At 66.5% G+C, this 18,561-nt stretch carries 12 protein-coding genes and 2 tRNA genes; all 14 read right to left on the bottom strand.

Going from position 1 to position 18,561, the window contains the following annotated elements; all coding sequences use genetic code 11:
- Positions 1–320 precede the first annotated feature (320 nt).
- A complete protein-coding gene (locus AC4PWQ_RS00735) occupies positions 321–1,871 on the bottom strand; it encodes a hypothetical protein (RefSeq protein WP_492089480.1) in 1,551 nt (516 codons plus the stop codon).
- 85 nt (positions 1,872–1,956) lie between these two features.
- Entirely contained in the window at positions 1,957–3,693 is a 1,737-nt protein-coding gene (locus tag AC4PWQ_RS00730) for a tetratricopeptide repeat protein (RefSeq protein WP_492089479.1), read from the bottom strand.
- Positions 3,694–3,699: 6 nt separating this feature from the next.
- On the bottom strand, positions 3,700–5,334 hold the full coding sequence (locus AC4PWQ_RS00725) for a hypothetical protein (protein WP_492089478.1): 1,635 nt from the start codon (positions 5,332–5,334) through the stop codon (positions 3,700–3,702).
- 430 nt (positions 5,335–5,764) lie between these two features.
- Positions 5,765–6,028, bottom strand: coding sequence for a hypothetical protein (locus AC4PWQ_RS00720; RefSeq protein WP_492089477.1), 264 nt, complete (start codon positions 6,026–6,028; stop codon positions 5,765–5,767).
- 411 nt (positions 6,029–6,439) lie between these two features.
- The gene (locus AC4PWQ_RS00715; RefSeq protein WP_371151173.1) at positions 6,440–6,856 is read right to left on the bottom strand and encodes a hypothetical protein; all 417 of its coding nucleotides are present in this window, start codon (positions 6,854–6,856) and stop codon (positions 6,440–6,442) included.
- A 653-nt stretch (positions 6,857–7,509) separates the two neighbouring features.
- A tRNA-Ala gene (locus tag AC4PWQ_RS00710) sits at positions 7,510–7,582 on the bottom strand.
- Positions 7,583–7,617: 35 nt separating this feature from the next.
- Positions 7,618–7,691, bottom strand: a tRNA-Ile gene (locus AC4PWQ_RS00705).
- An 84-nt stretch (positions 7,692–7,775) separates the two neighbouring features.
- Entirely contained in the window at positions 7,776–8,168 is a 393-nt protein-coding gene (locus AC4PWQ_RS00700; protein ID WP_371164025.1) for a DUF3566 domain-containing protein, read from the bottom strand.
- A gap of 22 nt (positions 8,169–8,190) precedes the next feature.
- Positions 8,191–10,824: a DNA gyrase subunit A gene (gene gyrA, locus AC4PWQ_RS00695; protein ID WP_492089476.1), complete on the bottom strand. Its 2,634-nt coding sequence runs from the start codon at positions 10,822–10,824 to the stop codon at positions 8,191–8,193.
- Between the two features lie 15 nt (positions 10,825–10,839).
- A complete protein-coding gene (gene gyrB / locus AC4PWQ_RS00690; RefSeq protein ID WP_371151177.1) occupies positions 10,840–12,849 on the bottom strand; it encodes a DNA topoisomerase (ATP-hydrolyzing) subunit B in 2,010 nt (669 codons plus the stop codon).
- 173 nt (positions 12,850–13,022) lie between these two features.
- A complete protein-coding gene (locus tag AC4PWQ_RS00685; protein WP_492089475.1) occupies positions 13,023–13,682 on the bottom strand; it encodes a DciA family protein in 660 nt (219 codons plus the stop codon).
- Positions 13,679–14,974 (bottom strand): DNA replication/repair protein RecF, encoded by a 1,296-nt coding sequence (gene recF / locus AC4PWQ_RS00680; RefSeq protein ID WP_492089474.1) that lies wholly within the window; start codon positions 14,972–14,974, stop codon positions 13,679–13,681. The genes AC4PWQ_RS00685 and recF overlap by 4 nt, the downstream gene beginning before the upstream one ends.
- Positions 14,975–14,977: 3 nt before the next feature.
- Complete coding sequence (gene dnaN / locus AC4PWQ_RS00675; RefSeq protein ID WP_371164029.1) at positions 14,978–16,117, bottom strand: DNA polymerase III subunit beta; 1,140 nt, start codon at positions 16,115–16,117, stop codon at positions 14,978–14,980.
- A 612-nt stretch (positions 16,118–16,729) separates the two neighbouring features.
- Positions 16,730–18,157: a chromosomal replication initiator protein DnaA gene (dnaA, locus tag AC4PWQ_RS00670; protein WP_371151185.1), complete on the bottom strand. Its 1,428-nt coding sequence runs from the start codon at positions 18,155–18,157 to the stop codon at positions 16,730–16,732.
- Between the last annotated feature and the right edge of the window lie 404 nt (positions 18,158–18,561).

Genomic DNA, 18,561 nt, shown 5'->3' with positions numbered 1-18,561 from the left:
CGAGGCGAGAGCAAACAAGTACTCGACTCACAGCTGCATGCAGAACCCTAAGTGTTCTAAGACCAAGTGACTGAGGAAGGAGGATCGCGATGAACCGGATGTTGGCCGCCGCAATGTACATCTGCCGGGGTTGCGGCGCAGAGATCGCCTACCCGCAGCGCTTCGTGCGCTGCCCTGTGTGTGGAATCAAGTACAACTGACCAGGACGGTGGTGGGGCCGGGCGACAAGCCTGGTCCCACCACTTGTTGGTGGTACGGAAGCTGTACAGACGGAAGGCCAGCGGGAACCGCCGTCGTCCCTCGTAACGTACCGACTCGGGTCAGCGAGTCTGCTCGTCGACGTCGTCGAAAGTAGCGGCACCCGAATCCTGCACGGAACGGTCAGGTGCGCGGAACGCAGTCAGGCCCGCCCAGGTCAACGGCGAGTCGGCCTCGGTCGGTTGCTTGCGCCATTGGCGCAGGCGCTCGCGCTTCCACTCATTCATCGCTCGCACCGGGTCCTCAGCCTGCAGGCACTCGTCCACCACGACCGACAAGTCGAAGAACGGCCGGACGTTCGGGTCCTGGCTAACCCGCTGGAAGAACAGGTCCGTGAGCATCGTCCAGCGGGTGGCCATGACGAGCTCGGCACCCGCCTCCAGAATCGCGGTCACCATCCCGAAAGGTTCGAGCTGGCGAGACTCAGTGCCGGACTGGCAGGCCACCAGACCAACGCGCGGCGGCATGGGCCACAAGATCAGACCGTGCTTCTCCTCCGGGGCGTCAAAGGGGGTGAGGCTGTCCGCCGGACGCGCAACCTCGACGCCGGAAGGCCAACGAGTACCAACATCGATCCCTGCTCCCGTTTCGCGGTGCTGGTACTGCTGGTGCGCCGTGTAGTCCCCCCACTTCCACGTGCCGTGGATGAGGTCGTCGGCGGAGAACCAGCGGCAGCCGACGGCGTCAACGGGGCTCCGGCCGAAGACACGAGCGTCGTCGGCGAGCTGGAGCCTCGAGCTCATGCCGTCTCCGGTCATGTGGCCAACGTACAGCAGGTGAGACAAGCGACGATTATTCCCTTGCTCAGCTTTCTTGTCATCATGCCGTAGCGCTGAGGACAACCAGATGCGGTCGGCGCCCTTACTTCCTTCCGGCGCCAGTCCGCGCGCGCCCCGCTTGCTCACGCGCTCGTCCCACTCTCGAAGCGAGTCTGAACTCAGCACCCCGGGACCGCTGATCTGTGGGTTCCACGGCTGGATGAGGTAAAGCGCAGGGGCATCCTTGACCTTCTCCCAGGAGGGGTGCGCGACAGTGGGGTCGGCGTCACGCGAAAGAATCGCGCCCATTGTGACGATGTCGACTACATCCAAGAGCCGTTCGACGTGCCCGTCGTCGGTCGTCCGTCCCGTCGGCAGCAGCTCCCATGGGACCTGCCCGCACGACGGTGGCGTGTTGAGCACCAAGAGAACCCGTCGGGCGCCGTCGGTGGCGGTGAGCACCGCTGAGACGAACTCCTCGGGCAGCACGGCGGCAGCGACATCTTCCATGAGCTCAAGCTCGGCGTCAGGCTTAAGAAACGGACCTTGCGCTACGCGCAGGAAACGGTTCGTGTCCTCGTCACTGAGGCCGGCTTCCAAAGGCCTGTCATCCTCGACAATGACGCGACGGCCGATTGGCGGGTAGACATCATGAAAGCCTCTGTCTGGGGTTTCCTTGCCATCGTCGTCGATGTAGTCGGGCAGCGCTCTGGCTAGCGCCTGGGTCACCTCAATGAGCTGGGACCGGTCCAGGACCGTGAAGCCGGGCGGGCACTGCGCCGATTCCCAGGCCAGGTAGGTGCCGGAAGGGGCATCGACGCCGTGCAGAATGAACTCAAGGGTTTCCACCGTCATAAACTCCTTCGTACGGGGCCTAAGGTTTGCGCAGGGAATCAACCCGCTCTTTAGACTTGACCAACTCGAAGCGCTGGAGCGCAACTCAGTGTGACTCCATTGCCGCAAGTGCCTTGTCTGCGTTGCGCAGGCAGTCGGCCTGCTGAAGCTCCGTGCCCTCGATAGCGGCGTACAGAGCGTGTGCCTCCTGGTAGCGCTCGAGAGCAGCGGTGTACTGGCCCATGTCTGCTAGTACGTTGCCTTCGTTGAACAGACAGTCGGCCTGCTGAACCTCGGTGCCCTCGATAGCGGCGTACAGAGCGTGTGCCTCCTGGTAGCGCTCGAGAGCGGCGGTGTGCTGGCCCATGTCTGCTAGTGCGTTGCCTTCGTTGAACAGACAGTCGGCCTGCTGAAGCTGGGTGTCCTCGCTATTGGTGTCGAGGGCATGTGCCGCCTCGGAGTGCTCGAGCGCAGCGGCTGACTCACCCTCCCCCGCGACAGGTCGGAAGAGCTTGTCAAGCGTTGTCTCCTCTGCCAGCCACGGCTCTCGAGTGACCCGATCCAGGTCTGCGGGGACCGGATTGTCAGGAAGAGCCTCGCCCGGATCACGCTGCCAAGGCGAGTCCAGCACGCTGGACCGCTTCCTCGCCCACGCAGTCGCCTCCTCCTGCTCGCGCACCATTTCTTGGCGCCACTCTCCACGGAGCGCCGGAGCTGGCCGCTCCACCGAAACGATGTCCACGCACTCAATGCCCTCTTGTCCACACCTGCGTGTCCCCACAAAGTGGTGGCCACCGCCGTCAACAGCGAGGTCGACTAGCAGGGGCATGGCGATGCCCTGCCGGTAGACACGTGCGTGGACCTGCGGCAGGGTGTCTTCGGACAGACGGGCCGGACTCAGTCGGACGCTGATGCGCAGCAAGTCGCCGTCGTGTTCCCAGGTGACCGAGTTAGTGTCCGTGTCCAACAGTCCCTGTACGTTAAGTCCCCAGTCCACCGAGTCGTAGCTCGTATCTGGGTTGGCTGGATGCTCTGCTACCTGATGGGGTTGCGGCCCTGCAGCGAGCGCCCACTGGTCCTCCTCACAGCTCCTGAGGTGGCGACCTAGATCCTCACGGAGCTGTGCCAGACGAGCCTGCCGGGAGTCCGCAACGCCGGCTTCCTCACCTTCCAGCACCCAGTTGAGCAGGTCACGCAACACAATTCTGAGGCGGCGGTGAAGGTACGGAGCAGCGGTGCCCTTGATGACGTGCTCCGCCAGGATCTCGACGATGCCGACCGAGTCCCCCAGGACCGAGCTAGTGATACCTCCTAGACCAAAGCAGCCCGGCACCTGCCCACGCAAGGACAGGGAGGCCAGCTCCAGGTCCAGCAGAACATGATCGGGTTGCGGCAGCGGCTGTGCGGTAGGGCTCGGCCAGTAGCGTCGGATCCACATCCCCATGGCCAGACGTACAAGGCAGCGGGTCGTCTCGGTAGGCTCGGAGTGCCACCGTGTCTCGACGACAGCGTTGCCCTGCGACCGGTCGGTCCCGCTCGAGCCCAGCAAAGCACGTGCAGCCTCCACGACTGCATGCCCGTAGACAAGCTCGACCCATAGCGGAACGTCGTCTGAGTCGACAACACCACCCATATATCCGAAGTTAATGTCGTCTCCAGACTGGGTGCGCAGTTCCACGCACAACCAGCCGCCGTCGACAGGTAGGACCGGGCGCAGCAGCGCTTCCTCGGGCAGGATGTTGGCTGGGGCGATGACCAACTCGTCCTGTTCGAGGTAGAGGTGGACCGTGTCCAAGGGGTCGCTGGTGGGCGCGCCCACGGCAGAGGTGTGCATTTTCTTCATGACGGATCACATCCCTCCGATGAAGTCGAGAATGTCGTCGTCGGTGGCCTGCCCGCGAAGTTCTCTCAAAGTATCAGAAGCATCGCAGCACGACTGGATCGTGGAGACGGTCTCGATGGCCAACCTCGCCAGCCTCTCCAGCTCGGCGCGGTTCATCACGTTCGCCCGCGCGCGCGCAGAGGTGCGGCGCTCACCGTGGGTGGACGGCCTCTGTGCGAGATACGCTTCCAGGGCTTGGGCTGCCTTAGCGGCGTGGGGGTCCGCAGCCAGGGGATCCTCATGCAGGTAACCGGACAGGTAGCTCATCAGTAGTTGCGCCGGGCGCGCGACTGGTTTCGCCGGGGCCATGACCGTCCGCCGTTGCTCGGCCCGGCAGGACTCATCGACCCAGCTCGTGATGGTGAACATGGTGTCCGTCAATGTCTTAGTAATCGTAGGCAGGTCGAGGGTTGCCCCGTTTCTGGTGAACTCACGCCGATGGAGCGCGCGCCACAGACGCCGCATGTACTCGCTCTCCATTCCGCAGATGATCTGCGTGTAGATCGTGGATTTCCCACCGGTGATGGCACGTGAGGGAGAGAATTCCATCCTCAGACTGGCGAAGAGGCGGGCGCTATCGGCCACACGTCGGTTCAGCGCGTCCTTCGGCAGCCGCCTGGCAACCGCCCACGAAGACAGAATTGTCCCGACGCCCACGATCACCCGGGAGCCGAGGAGGAGGGTAAGGCGGGCAAAGTCGGAGTCCACCCCAATCCAAGTAGCACAGCGCCGCCCCTCAGCCTCAAGCTGGCCGGGGAGAGAGTCGTGGTCAACACCTACGGGTGAACCGTTGCGGAAGATGGGCCGAAGACGCTGATACAGAGCCTGGTTTAGTGGCGCAGCACTGAGGTAGCCCTGTCTAGCACCATCCTCGGAGTTGATGCTGGGCCGACAGAACAGAGCCGACGTTGCATCCACATCAACAAGACTGTCTCGTGCAAGGCTAACCAGTTGGGCGTCAAACGCGTCCTTGCTCGCACAAGCGGGATGTCCGTCGGTCAGCTCTTCAATGGAAGCGAAGGCATCAGCCTCGGAAGCGACGATGACCTCCCCGACCCATTCGCATAGCTTGTCGCTACCGGTGGCCATGAAACTTTCGGGGACTTGTCGCCATGCCTCCAGAGCGGCGAGAACACGGCGCTGAACCGACGGGTCATCCAGGAGCCGTTTCACCTCAGCGAGTTTGACCTTGTCGTTCAGGCTCGCGGCTATCGCCTCCAGCTGGCCGATGACCACCGTTGAGTCAGCGTTCAAACCAATGGGGTCAGGCAGTACGTCACGTTCGGTCCACACGACTCGCAGGAACACCTCACGCCGACGCTGTCTACCAGACTCCAAGTCAGGGCATTGCGGCTGGGTTTCCTTGTAGCAGTCCTCAAGAAGCTCAACCCACCGCAGGGCCATGCTGAAATTCTCACCGTTAGCAACGATAGCCCCGTGGACTCTCTGAGCCTCGTCTTCGTTTAGGTAGGTGAAGTCGAGTTCCGGCTGGTCCCTGGTCAGGGACTTCAAGTCCACAACGGAACCGACGTTATGCATCTGACCGGTGAGAACGCGCGCCAACACCTCCTTACGGAAGCGGGTCTCCGGAACGCCGCACATTCGGTCGGAAGGCTGACGCCCTGGCCCCCCACGCCCCTGTGTCCACCTAGCAAACAGCTCTGGGTCCTCCGTCGAGACTTCGGCCCAGGCTTCCTTGACCACCTTGGAGGCAGGCATGGAGCGGGACACCTCCACTCGGGGTGCGCGATAGGCGGGACGTGAGTATCCCCAACTTTCAAGGCTTAGGTCAGAATCAGACGCTTCCGGCTCCTCGCCGACACCATCAAGATACGGTTCCCAGTATTCCGCAGAATAATCCCACAGATCATCACCGTACTCGACGGCCGACTCATAAGGAGACATCGCTACCGCTCCTTGCGTTCCGGAAAGCTGACGCTAGGTGGAGAATAACAGGCTCTTCCCAAAGGAAAGTTCATTGGGGGTGTGATGTAGTGGTAACGCGTTGGTGTGTGGCATCGGCTATCCCGCGTCAATTAGTTGGCAGGATTTCTCTTTGTTTAAGGGTGGGGATGGTCGCGTTGTCTAGACCGAGGTGGCCATCCAGGAGGTGGTTGAAAGCGATTGCTTCGTGCGGACGTTGGGTGTTGTACTCAGCTCGGTAGTCCTTGGCTCCTTCAACCAAGGTCAGTGCGTCGCAGATTCTCGTCAAAGAACCTTCCGTACCTTTAACCCGCCAAAGGGCACGCTCACGTTCAATAGCATCGTGTTGGTTCACACTCGGAGAGATGTGCACAAGGGTGTTCGTACTTGGAAAGCCAATCCCGGCATCAGGCAAGGCGCCAAAGTCCAGCTGCTCCGCCTAGCGAGGGCCGGTCGAGTTCTTGGCAAAAGCAGCCTTCCGGTTTTTCCAGCTCCCGGCGCTCAGGCGCAGCCAGGCCGGCACGCGCCGGCCCGGGGCGGCGCGGCCGAGCGATGGGCGGCGCGGGGGCGGAACGTCGGCGAAAGAACCGGTGGGGCGGGCGGGCATCAGGCCATTTTGCCACCCCGGTGGCCGGACCACTTGGCGGGCCGGGCGAGGACGGTGGGATGGGCGGGAGGGGCGTGAGGCGTGGGCGGGAGCGGGCGTGAGGCGTGGGCCGCAGGCTGCAGGCCGGGCGTGGGGCCGGCGGCATGGGCTTGCCCGCAGCACCGGGGACCGGCGCGGTCAGAGGACCAGGCGCTGGCCGTCCGCGTCGGTCTCGTAGATGCCCTTGCGCATCGCGACATTCAGGGTGGAGAAGACCGACCAGATCGAATTCGCGATCAGGAAGTAGCGGGGGTAGTTCACGACCTCCTGCAAGAAGCGCAGGCGGCCAAGCTGCCCACTGCGGTAACCGAACTCTGCCACGTCCTCAGCTGCGTCCACCAAGGCGTAGCCGATGTAAAGCATCAGCGCCACAGAGACCAGCGTTACCAACAGACGCGTGTATCCCTTGCTCTTGAAGCCCAGGTAGAAGTCTCCGAAACCCAGCGGACCGGTAAACAACATCAACATCACCGCGACGGGCATCGAGCGCCGCGTGTCAAAGGAATCCCCATCAACCTCGGACTGGTAAAGCTCGAAACGCGAGTGGTCAGACACGGGCACCTCCTGGGATCGTGGCTTTCACCACACACCCTATGGACCTGTTCGGGTCCCCGGCAAGGAGAAACGGCCCGGCTGGGGATAGGGCTGGGAGGCAGGCAGCTGGGGACGCGACCGGCGGGTGCGTGCCGGCCCGGCCGTCCCTCGATGCGCCGAGACTTGCCCAACCCTCACAAAACTTGTCCTTGGCGGGGTGGCTAATGACAAGGCCCGGCGCGGTTTGACAAGTTTCGGCGGGGAAGCTCGGTGCCACGGCGCCTACGCAGGGTCGGCGGACACCCGAACGGTGGTGTTCGGGCGACCCGGCAGCCCCCGACCGTACAAGAGTGAGCTTGGGGTACATGTGACCGCTCGGGGCCACGGCACCGAGCGGTCACATGTACCCCGATGCAACATTTGCGAGTTCGGGGTTAAAGGCAGCAATGCGTGTACGCCAAGCGCCGGCCAGCACCCGCACCCCGCCCAGTGGTGTTAGGGCAGCTCCGCTGCCCTGCAACAAACCGCAATTGCCTCGGGGGAGCACTGACGTGCTACCCCGAGAGTTTTTGGCTGGCGCCACGCCGTCGCGCGGGACCGCGCACGGCGCGCACCTGCCAAAAACGCCGAGTGGGGAGCAGATAAATCTGCTCCCCACTCGGCGCAATTGTTTGTGGAGCCTAGGGGACTCGAACCCCTAACCCCCTGCTTGCAAAGCAGGTGCGCTACCAATTGCGCCAAGGCCCCGAGTCCTACTCGATCAGGCGATCGAAGGGATTGAGTGGGCCTAGCTGGACTCGAACCAGCGACCTCTTCCTTATCAGGGAAGCGCTCTAACCGACTGAGCTATAGGCCCTCACCGCACCGGAACGTGCTGGATGAGACTACCGCACCTTCCCGGGCACCACCAAATCGATACCCGGGAAAGTGCGGCAGATAACTATTCGTCCGTCAGGGTGACGTGGATGCCACCCACCAGCGCGGCCGACAGGTTGTACAGGAACGCCCCGAGCGTGGCCAGCGCGGTGAACAGGATCGTGTTCAGCACGCCGATCGCGGTAGCGGCCGCCACCACGCGGTTGAACTCCGTGTAGGCCAGCAGGTTCAGCAGCGAGTCGGCGCCCACGGCCGTGACCAGGTCGCGGATCTGCGCGAACACCTGCATGGAGTCCAGCACCTTCCAGATGAAGGCCGCCGCCACCACGCCCATGATCGCGAGCGCGACGCTGAGCAGGAACACCATCTTCATGATCGACCAGGCATCCACCTTGGCGATCACCAGGTTCACGCGGCGCGGCTCGTCAGCTACAACTACTTCTTCGCTCTGGCTCACCGTTGCTCCGTCCTATCTGGGCCTAGTTAGAAGTTACCGCAGACTCGCCGCCCTCACCGGCTACTTCCACAGGCACGACGTCGCCGCCCTGCCCCTGCTCCCCCGCAGCCGACCCCTGGCCGGCGCCCTCGTCGTCCTCGTCCTCGGCGGGCTCCAGGGAGCGGGCCACGGCGATGATGCGGTCGCCGTCGTCGGGACGGGCGAAGGTGACGCCCTGGGTGGTGCGGCCGGTGCGGGAGACCTCGGCAACACGAGAGCGCACGATCTTGCCGCCCTCCATGATCACCAGCACCTCGTCGTCCTCGCCGGTGATGAGCGCGCCGACCAGGCTGCCACGCTCCTCCACCAGGTTGGCCACCTTGATGCCCAGGCCGCCACGGCCCTGCACCCGGTACTGGTCCACCGCGGTGCGCTTGGCGAAACCACCCTCGGTGACCACGAACAGGTCCGCCTCCGGGCGTACCACGTCCATGCTCAGCAGCTCGTCGTCCTCGCGGAAGCGCATGCCGGTCACGCCGGAGGTGGCCCGTCCCGTGGGGCGCAGGCTCTCGTCGGAGGCCGTGAATCGCAGCGACTGCCCGGCGCGGCTGACCAGCAGAACGTCGTCCGTGGCATTGGCCAGCACGGCGGCCACCAGCTGGTCGGACTCGCCCTCGTCGTCGGAGCGCAGGTTGATGGCGATCACGCCGCCGGAGCGGTTGGAGTCGTAGGCGCTCAGGGCGGTCTTCTTCACCAGGCCGCGGCGGGTGGCCAGCAGCAGGTAGTCGCTCTGGTCGTAGTCCTTGATGGCCAGCACCTGGGTGATGGCCTCGTCGGGCTGGAAGGCCAGCAGGTTAGCGACGTGCTGGCCCTTGGCGTCGCGGCCGCCCTCGGGCAGCTCGTAGGCCTTGGCGCGGTAGACGCGGCCGAGGTTGGTGAAGAACAGCAGCCAGTGGTGGGTGGTGGTGACGAAGAAGTGCTCCACCACGTCGTCCTGGCGCAGCGCCGCCCCGCGCACGCCCTTGCCGCCGCGCCGCTGGGAGCGGTAGTTGTCGGTGCGGGTGCGCTTGACGTAACCGGAGCGGGTGATGGTGACCACCACGTCCTCCTCCGGGATCAGGTCCTCCACGGACATGTCACCGTCGTAGGGCAGGATCGTGGTGCGGCGCTCGTCGCCGTACTTCTCCACGATCTCGGCCAGCTCCTCGCTGACCAGGGCGCGCTGGCGGGCGTCGGAGGCCAGGATCTCTCGCATGTCGGCCACCTTGGCCTCCAGCTCGGCGTGCTGGTCCAGGATCTTTTGGCGCTCCAGGGCGGCCAAGCGGCGCAGCTGCAGCTCCAGGATGGCGTTGGCCTGCACCTCGTCCACCTTGAGCAGCTCCATCAGGCCCGTGCGGGCCTCCTCCACGGTGGGGGAGCGGCGGATCAGGGCGATGACCTCGTCCAGCGCGTCCAGGGCCTTGAGGTAGCCCTGCAGGATGTGGAGGCGCTTTTCCGCCTCGCGCAGGCGGAAGCGGGTGCGCCGCTGGATCACGTCGAGCTGGTGCTTGACCCAGTGGTGCACAAAACCGTCCAGGGACAGGGTGCGCGGCACGCCGTCCACCAGGGCCAGCATGTTGGCCGGGAAGGCGGTCTGCAGGGCGGTGCGCTTGTAGAGGTTGTTGAGCACCACCTTGGCCACGGCGTCGCGCTTGAGCACGATCACCAGGCGCTGGCCGGAGCGGCCGGAGGACTCATCGCGCAGGTCGGCGATCCCCTGCAGCGAGCCGTCCTTGATGAACTGGCCGATCTTCTCAGCCAGGTTGTCCGGGTTGACCTGGTAGGGCAGCTCGGTCACCACCAGGCACTGGCGGCCGTGGATCTCCTCCACCTCCACCACGGCGCGCTGCACGATCGAGCCGCGGCCGGTGCGGTAGGCGTCCTCGATGCCCTTGCGCCCCAGGATGGTGGCGGCGGTCGGGAAGTCGGGGCCCTTGATGCGCTCCATGAGCGCCTCCAGCAGCTCCTCGCGGCTGGCCTCCGGGTGGTCCAGGTACCACTGGACGCCTTCGGCCACCTCGCGCAGGTTGTGCGGCGGGATGCGGGTGGCCATGCCCACCGCGATGCCCTCGGAGCCGTTGACCAGCAGGTTCGGGAAGCGCGCCGGCAGCACGGTCGGCTCCAGGGAGCGGCCGTCGTAGTTGGGCGTGAAGTCGACTGTCTCTTCGTCGATGTCGCGCACCATCTCCATGGCCAGGGGGGCCATCTTGCACTCGGTGTAACGCGGCGCGGCCGGGCCCAGGTTGCCGGGGGAGCCGAAGTTGCCCTGTCCGGCCACCAGCGGGGCGCGCATGGACCACGGCTGCACTAGGCGGGCCAGGGCGTCGTAGATCGCACCGTCACCGTGGGGGTGGTATTCACCCATCACGTCGCCGACCACGCGGGCGCACTTGCTGAAGGCTGCGGTGGGTCGGTAGCCGCCGTCGTACATCGCGTACAGGACGCGGCGGTGCACCGGCTTCAGGCCGTCGCGCACCTCCGGTAGGGCGCGGCCCACGATCACGCTCATCGCATAGTCCAGGTAGGACTTTTGCATCTCGCTCTTCAGGTCCACCGCCCGGATGCGGTCTTCGCCGCCGACGTTGCCGCCGTCCGCCCCCAGGACCGTGGTGGTTTCCTCGTTTAGCTGCTCGCTCATGTTCTTGGCTTTTCCTTAGATGTCGAGGAAGCGGACGTCCTGGGCGTTGCGCTGGATGAAGGCGCGGCGCGATTCCACGTCCTCACCCATCAGCACGCTGAACACCTCGTCCGCGGCGGCGGCCTCGCCCAGGGTGACCTGCTTGAGGATGCGCGCGGCCGGGTTCATGGTGGTGTCCCACAGCTCGTGGTCGTTCATCTCGCCCAGACCCTTGTAGCGCTGGATGGCGCCGTCCTTGGGCAGGCGGTGGCCGGCGGCCTGGCCGGCGGCCAGGCGCTCGTCGCGCTCCTTGTCGGAGTAAACGAACTCGTGGGGCGCGTTGGACCACTTCAGGCGGTAGAGCGGCGGCATGGCCAGGTAGATGTGGCCGTTTTCCACCAGCGGGCGCATGTAGCGGAACACGAGGGTCAGCAGCAGGGTGGCGATGTGCTGGCCGTCCACGTCCGCGTCCGCCATCAAGATGATCTTGTGGTAGCGCAGCTTGGCTAGGTCGAATTCCTCGCCCACGCCGGTACCGAAGGCGGTGATGAGGTTCTGAATCGTCTCGCTGGACAGGGCCTTGTCGATGCGGGCCTTTTCCACGTTCAGGATCTTGCCTCGGATCGGCAAGATGGCCTGCACCTCGGGGTCGCGCCCACCGACGGCGGAGCCGCCTGCGGAGTCGCCCTCGACGATGAAGAGCTCGCACTTGGAGGCGTCGCGGGAGGAGCAGTCGCGCAGCTTGCCGGGCATGGAGGCGGAGTCCAGGCCGGTCTTGCGGCGGGTGGCCTCGCGGGCCTTGCGGGCGGCAATGCGGGCTGCAGCGGCGGCCTGGGCCTTGCCGATGATGTTCTTGGCCTCGGCCGGGTGGGAGTCGAAGTAGTCAGCCAGCTGGGAGTTGAGCTGCTTTTGCACAAAGGTTCGGGCGATCGCGTTGCCGAGCTTGGTCTTGGTCTGGCCCTCGAACTGCGGTTCGCCCAGCTTGATGGAGATGACGGCGGTCAGGCCCTCCCGGATGTCGTCACCCGTGAGGTTGTCGTCCTTCTCCTTCAGTAGGCCCTTCTCCCGGGCGTAGGTGTTGACCACGTAGGTCAGGGCCGCGCGGAAGCCCTCCTCGTGGCTACCGCCCTCGGAGGTGTTGATCGTGTTGGCGTATGAGTGGATGGACTCGCTGTAGGCGGTGGTCCACTGCAGCGCGATCTCCAGGCTCATCACGGCCTCGGTGTCCTCGGCCTCGACCGCGATGATCTCCGGGTTGATGATCTCGGCGCGCTTGGTGTTGTTCAGGTGCTCGACGTAGTCGCGCAGGCCGTTTTCGTACATGTAGGTCACCTCGCGGTGCCCACGGGCGGGGTCTGGCACGTCATCGCCGGTGACCTCGTCGCCGGCGTCGATGGCGTCCTCGCGCTCGTCCACCAGCTTGATGGACAGGCCCTTGTTGAGGAAGGCCATCTGCTGGAAGCGCGAGCGCAGGGTCTCGAAGTCGAAGTCCACCGTGTCGAAGATGGTGGGGTCCGGGTAGAAGGTCTGGGTGGTGCCGGTCTCCTCGGTGGCCTCGCCCTTGCGCAGGGTGCCCACCGGGTGGCCACCGTTGGCAAAGGACTGGTGCCACACGTGGCCTTGGCGGCGCACCTCGGTCTCCACGCGGGTGGACAGGGCGTTGACCACGGAGATGCCCACGCCGTGCAGACCACCGGAGACGGCGTAGCCGCCGCCGCCGAACTTGCCGCCCGCGTGCAGGATCGTCATGACGACCTCGACGGTGGGCTTGCCCTCGGTGGGGTGGATGTCCACCGGGATGCCACGCCCATTGTCGCTCACGCGCACGCCGCCGTCCGCCTGCAAGACCACCTCGATGTGGGTGCAGTAGCCGGCCAGGGCCTCGTCGACGGAGTTGTCTACGACCTCGTACACCAGGTGGTGCAGGCCGCGCTCACCGGTGGAGCCGATGTACATGCCGGGGCGCTTGCGCACCGCCTCCAGGCCTTCCAGCACGGTGATGTTGCTGGCGCCGTACTCTGCCGGACGCTGCGAATCCTCGCTCACGGGTCTCCTCTATTCGGGGCAAGAACCGGCCCCAAAATAGGACCTCGTCGATTCTACCCGCTTTTGCGGCCCTGAACCACCGTGGGGCTAGGTGGGTGGCACCGGCGGGGTCCAGGGCCTTCTAGGGGCCGCCACGGCCCTGCCTGGCTTCGCCGGCCCGCCTCCCGCTCGGCTCAGCCGTAGGTGTCCCTGGGGCCGCGCCCGCGCACGCTGCGCGGCCCGTGCTTCCAGGAGGGCGCGGCCGGGCCCAGGATCTGCAGGTTGGTCACCACGCCCTCCCCCGCGATCTGCGCGATGTTGCGCAGCAGCTGCGGGGTGAGCATGCGCAGCTGGGTGGCCCAGGCGGTGGAGTCCACGCGGATCACCAGCATGGAGTTCTCGAAGGTCTCCACCCTGGTGTGGGCGGCGATCTGCTCACCCACGATCGCGTCCCATTGGGAGGCCACGCGCGCCAGCGCCACCGCCCCGCTCAGGCCCAGGCGCTCCAGCAGGCGGTCGCTCATCGCCCCGAGCTTCTTGGGGGTGCGCCGGGACTTGCCCGGCCCGCTGCCCCAGAACTTCACCCCGGGCGGGGGCTGGTAGCCGCCCTCGTTTTCGATCTGCTCGCCCTCCTCGAGGGCGGCGAGCCCGGCGGTGCGCTTGCGCAGGCTGGTGCGCTTGTCTCCGCGCTCGAAGGCGGCGGCGCGGAACCTATCCAGGCTGCGCAGCGCCAGCCCGGCCACGTCCGCCTCGGTCGGTTCCCATGCCTGGCGCGGCAGGCCACCGGTGGCCGACGCTCCACCCGCCTGCCCCCGTACCTCGGCCTGTCCCCGACCGTCCTGCTCGCCGTTCACTGCGGCCCGCCCGGCGGGGATTCCTCGGTTTGCTCACCGGTGCCCTCTCCCCCCGCACTACCCACGCTGCCCCGGCCGTCGAGGCTGGTGACCTGCGAGCCGTCCACCGCGAACCTGGCCGCATCCAGCTCCGCTGGCACGTCCTCCCCCACGGCGGCGGTGATGAAGACCTGCTCCACCCCGGCCACCACGCCCACCAGGGCGGCGCGGCGCTTGGCGTCCAGCTCGGCAAAGACGTCGTCCAGGATCAACACCGGGTCGCCGTCCAGGCCGCGCAGCAACTCGAAGGAGGCCAGGCGCAGCGCCAGCGCGCAGCTCCAGGACTCGCCGTGGCTGGCGTAGCCCTTGGCGGGCAGTCCGTTGAGGCTGATCGTAAGGTCGTCGCGCTGCGGGCCCACCAGGTTGACTCCCCGGCGCAGCTCGTCGGCGCGCCTGGCGGCGATGGCCGCGCGCAGCACCCGGCGCAGTTCGTCCAGCTCCGCCGCGCCGGCCCCCGCGGCCTCTGGCGGGGCGTAACCGCCCCGGGCGGCGTGCTCCCGGGCGCTGACCACCAGCTCCAGGCGCAGCAGGTCCTGGCTGTCAGCCACCTCGCGGTAGTAGCGCTCGGCCAGCGGGACCAGTTTTTCCACCAGCTCCAGGCGGGCAGCCAGGAGCTGGGCGCCCAGCTCCACCAGCTGCTCGTCCCACACGGCCAGCAGCGATTCCTCCGCCGCGCCGTACCCGGCATCGGGCCCGGTCCCGTAGCCGCCGCGAGGGCCACGACCGGTCCCGGCCAGTTGCTTGAGCAGGGCGCCGCGCTGGCGCAGCACCTTGTCCAGGTCCGCCTTCACGCCCGCCAGGCGGGGGGTGTGCTGGATCAGCAGGGCGTCCAGGAAGTCGCGCCTGCCGGCCGGGTCTCCCTTGACCAGGGAGAGGTCCTCGGGGGCAAACAGCACGGTGCGCAGCCGTCCCAGCAGCTCGCGCGGGCGGCAGGTGCCCCGGTTCAGGCGGGCCCGGTTGGCCCGCCCGGCCACGATCTCCAGCTCCAGCACCTCGGCGCGCTCGCCGCGCCGCACCTTGGCCCGCACCATCGCCCCGCCGGGCTGGGGGCCGCCGTCTAGGGCGCGGCGTACCAGGGCAGCGTCGGCCGCCACCCGGTGGGAGGAGAAGGTGGACAGGTAGACCAGGGACTCGACGATGTTCGTCTTGCCCTGCCCGTTGCGGCCGATGAAGGCCACCACCCCGGGCGGGAACTCCAGGACCAGGCGCCGGTAGGAGCGAAAGTCGTCCAGCGCCAGGTTGGAGACGTACACGCGCTAGTTGCCGAAGCGGATCGGCATGAGCAGGTAGCGGAAGTCCGGCAGGGACTCGCCCTCCTCCTCGTTCTGCCCGGTCAGCACGGCCGGCTTGGAGGGGTGGGAGAAGGACAGGCGCACGTACTCGGTGCCCACCGCGCTCAGGCCGTCCAGCAGGTAGTGCGGGTTGTAGGCGGTGACCAGTTCCTCGCCGGAGAGCAGCACGCCGATCTCCTCGGCCGCGTGGGCGTCCTCGCCCTGCCCGGCCTCCAGGGTCAGGCCCTCGGAGGTGAAGGACAGGCGGATGGAGGTATTGCGCTCGGCCACCAGGCTGACGCGCTTAACCGCACCGATCAGGTCCTCGGTGCGCACCACGGCGTAGACGGGGGTCTCGGTGGGGAAGAGCCGCATCACGGGCGGGTAGTCGCCCTCGGTAAGCAGCGAGGTGGTGGTGCGCCCGCCGGCGGCGAAACCCACCAGGGAGGGCATGCCCGGCTCGGACTGGGTGGACAGCGCCAGCTCCACCGCGCCACCGCTAGACAGCGACTTCGAGACGTCAGAGAGGGTCTTGGCCTTGATGAGGGCCTGCACCTCCAGCCCGGTGGCGGAGGGGTGCCACAGCAGCTCGCGCACCGCCAGGCGGTAGCGGTCGGTCGCCATCAGGCGCATGCGCTCGCCGTCGATCTCCACGCGTACGCCGCCCAGCAGGGGCAGGGTCTCGTCGCGGGAGGCGGCCAGGGAGACCTGGGCCACGGCCTGCTGCAGCAGGTGGGCGTCCACGTTGCCGAGCACGGGCGGCAGGGCCGGCAGCTCGGGGTAGTCGTCCAACGGCATGGTCATGAGGGTGAAGCGGGAGGAGCCGGAGCGCACCTCCACCTTGGCGCCCTCCAGGGCGAGGGTGACGGGGCGGTTAGGCAGCGCCTTGACGATGTCGGCCAGCAGGCGGCCCAGCACCAGTACGGTACCCGCCTCCTCGACGTTGGCCTCGATCACGCTGCGGGCACTGACCTCGTAGTCGAACGTGGAGATCGCCACCTCTCCGCTGGACTGCGCGGCCAGACGCACGCCCGCGAGCACGGGGACGGCGGGGCGGGCGGGCAGTGTGCGCGCGGTCCAAGAGACGGCTTCTGCCAGAACGTCGCGCTCCACAGTGAACTTCATCGATCCTCCTTGGCTTTGCCGCCATTATTCCGCAACTCGGTCAAAGTTTGCCGTCGCGGACAAACCCCTGATCAAGGCTAGAGCAACTCGGCGCGCCGAGAGAAGCCCAAGCTGCCACCCCCAGCCTGGGCGTCAGCAGCCTTGCGTTGGTGTTCCACAGATTTCCCCTCCCCTACTTGGTTAGTCCTAGTAGTAAGCCCTGTGGAAACTGGGGAAAATCCCGCTTTGGCTTGTAATTACAAGAATCTGGCCTGTGTGATCGCCGGTGGGTAGGCGGTGGGAGAAGCCCGGCCGGCTGTGGATTCCAAAACCGGCCCGCCCCGCCCTCCACAGCAGATCTTGTAATTACACACAAGAGAAGCCCGCTTGCCCACATCCTGCCCACACCCCCTGTGAATCACGCGGTTTTCGTTGCAATAACGCCGCTTGGCCGGGGCGGTAGGGCAAAAGGGTGCGGTCAGTGGTCGACGTCGGCCGCCGCCAAGCACAGCGCACGCCGCCTCTAGGGGGCGGCCGGCAGCACAGCGGCGCGGTGGTGCAGGGAAGGCACGTAAGTTCCCGCGAGGGGGACGACGCTGCCGCCCCACCGCCCGGTTCCAGCGGGCCGCAGCGCTAACGGGCGCGGGCCTGCTGCTTGATCCGGTTGGTCAGCTCGGTGACCTGCGTGTACGTCTCGCGCTTGGTCTTCATCTGCTCGGTGATCTTGCGGTAGGCGTGCATGACCGTGGTGTGGTCGCGCCCGCCGAACTGCTGACCGATCTTGGGCAGCGAGAGGTCGGTGAGCTCGCGGCACAGGTACATGGCGATCTGGCGGGCGTTGACCAGCACGCGCGAGCGGTCGGTGGAGCGCAGCGCCTCGATCGTGATCTGGAAGTACTCCGCCGACTGCGCGATGATCGAGGAGGCCGTGATCACCTCATCCTCGGTGGAGATCAGGTCCTTCAAGACCAGCTCCGCCAGCGCCAGGTCCACCGGCTGCTTGTTCAGGTTCGCGAACGCCGAGACGCGAATCAGCGCACCCTCCAGCTCCCGGATGTTGGAGGTGATGCGGGAGGCGATGTACTCCAGCACCTCGGGGCTGACCTCGAGGCCGGTGGCCACCGCCTTCTTGGACAGGATGGCGATGCGGGTCTCCAGGTCCGGCGGCTGCACGTCCGTCATCAGGCCCCACTCGAAGCGCGAACGCAGGCGGTCCTCGAAACCATCGAGCTGCTTGGGCGGCACGTCGGAGGTGATCACCACCTGCTTCTCGCCGTTGTGCAGCGCGTTGAAGGTGTGGAAGAACTCCTCCATCGTCTGTTCCTTGCCCTGCAGGAACTGGATGTCGTCGATCAGCAGCACGTCCACCTCGCGGTAGCGGCGCTGGAAGGCCTCGGCGCGGTCGTCGCGGATGGAGTTGATGAAGTCGTTGGTGAACTCCTCGGAGTTGACGTACTTGACCTTCAGGTGCGGGTAGAGGTTGCGGGCGTAGTGGCCGATCGCGTGCAGCAGGTGGGTCTTGCCCAGCCCGGAGCCACCCCAGATGAACAGGGGGTTGTAGGCGCGCGCCGGCAGCTCTGCCACCGCCGTGGCGGCGGCGTGTGCGAAGCGGTTGGAGGAACCCGGCACGAAGGTCTCGAACGTGTAGGAGGGGTTGAGGCGGGAGTTGTCCGCCTCCACCGGCGCCGGCGACTCGCCGCGCTCGGTCTCCCGCGCCGCGATCCGGGAGGAAAGGGCCAGGTCCTCCTCCGGCTCCACCGGCAGCATCGTCACCTCCTCGCGCTCCTCCCCGCTGGCCAGCGAGGGATCCACGGTCACCGCGATGCGCATGGGCCGGCCCAGCACCTGGGTGAGCGCGTCGGTGATGATGCTGCGCGCCCGCACCTCCACGTACTCCTTGGAGAAGTTAGAGGGCACCGCCAGCAGCAGGGTGCCGTCCACGTCACCCAGGATCTTGGCGCGCCGAATCAGACCCATCTGGCCGCTGGAGATCTTGTCTCCCTCCTGCAGCAGACGCAGGACGTCGGGCCAGCTTTCGGTAATTGGCTGCGGTGCGGACACGTGGGGCTCCTTTCGGCGCCCCCAAACTACCCTGCCCGCTGCCTTGCGTCCACACAGTTTTCCACAATTGGGGATGGGGGGAGGCCCCGCCCAAAGAGCCCCGAAATCACGGAAATACGGGCTTTGCGGGCTGCCGGTTCGCTCCCCCACTTTCCACAAGGTGGTAGCTACCACTACTCACACAGTGTGGGTAGGCTAGGCAGCGCACCGCGCGCGGCCGCCTACGGGATAGCGCCGGCGGGCAGGAGGGCCGGCAGGGCCCGGGCGAGCGGGCGGCCGCCGGGCGGGAGCAATTGGCGGCCCGAAACGGGCGAAGTGTGATCGGTGACGCGCCCGTATTTCTTGACCGGCGGCGCTTTTGCTCCCTAGCATTGAAGGCCGTTGTGCCTATCTGGGCGCTAAAG

The sequence above is a fragment of the Buchananella sp. 103232 genome (genome assembly GCF_058725725.1).
This window is presented reverse-complemented; position numbering and strand designations above follow the sequence as displayed.

Coding starts and splice junctions, on each gene's coding strand:
- dnaN (WP_371164029.1), bottom strand. CDS start 16,117: ATGAAGTTCACTGTGGAGCGCGACGTTCTGGCAGAAGCCGTCTCTTGG.
- gyrA (WP_492089476.1), bottom strand. CDS start 10,824: ATGAGCGAGCAGCTAAACGAGGAAACCACCACGGTCCTGGGGGCGGAC.
- AC4PWQ_RS00730 (WP_492089479.1), bottom strand. CDS start 3,693: ATGAAGAAAATGCACACCTCTGCCGTGGGCGCGCCCACCAGCGACCCC.
- AC4PWQ_RS00735 (WP_492089480.1), bottom strand. CDS start 1,871: ATGACGGTGGAAACCCTTGAGTTCATTCTGCACGGCGTCGATGCCCCT.
- AC4PWQ_RS00725 (WP_492089478.1), bottom strand. CDS start 5,334: ATGTGCGGCGTTCCGGAGACCCGCTTCCGTAAGGAGGTGTTGGCGCGC.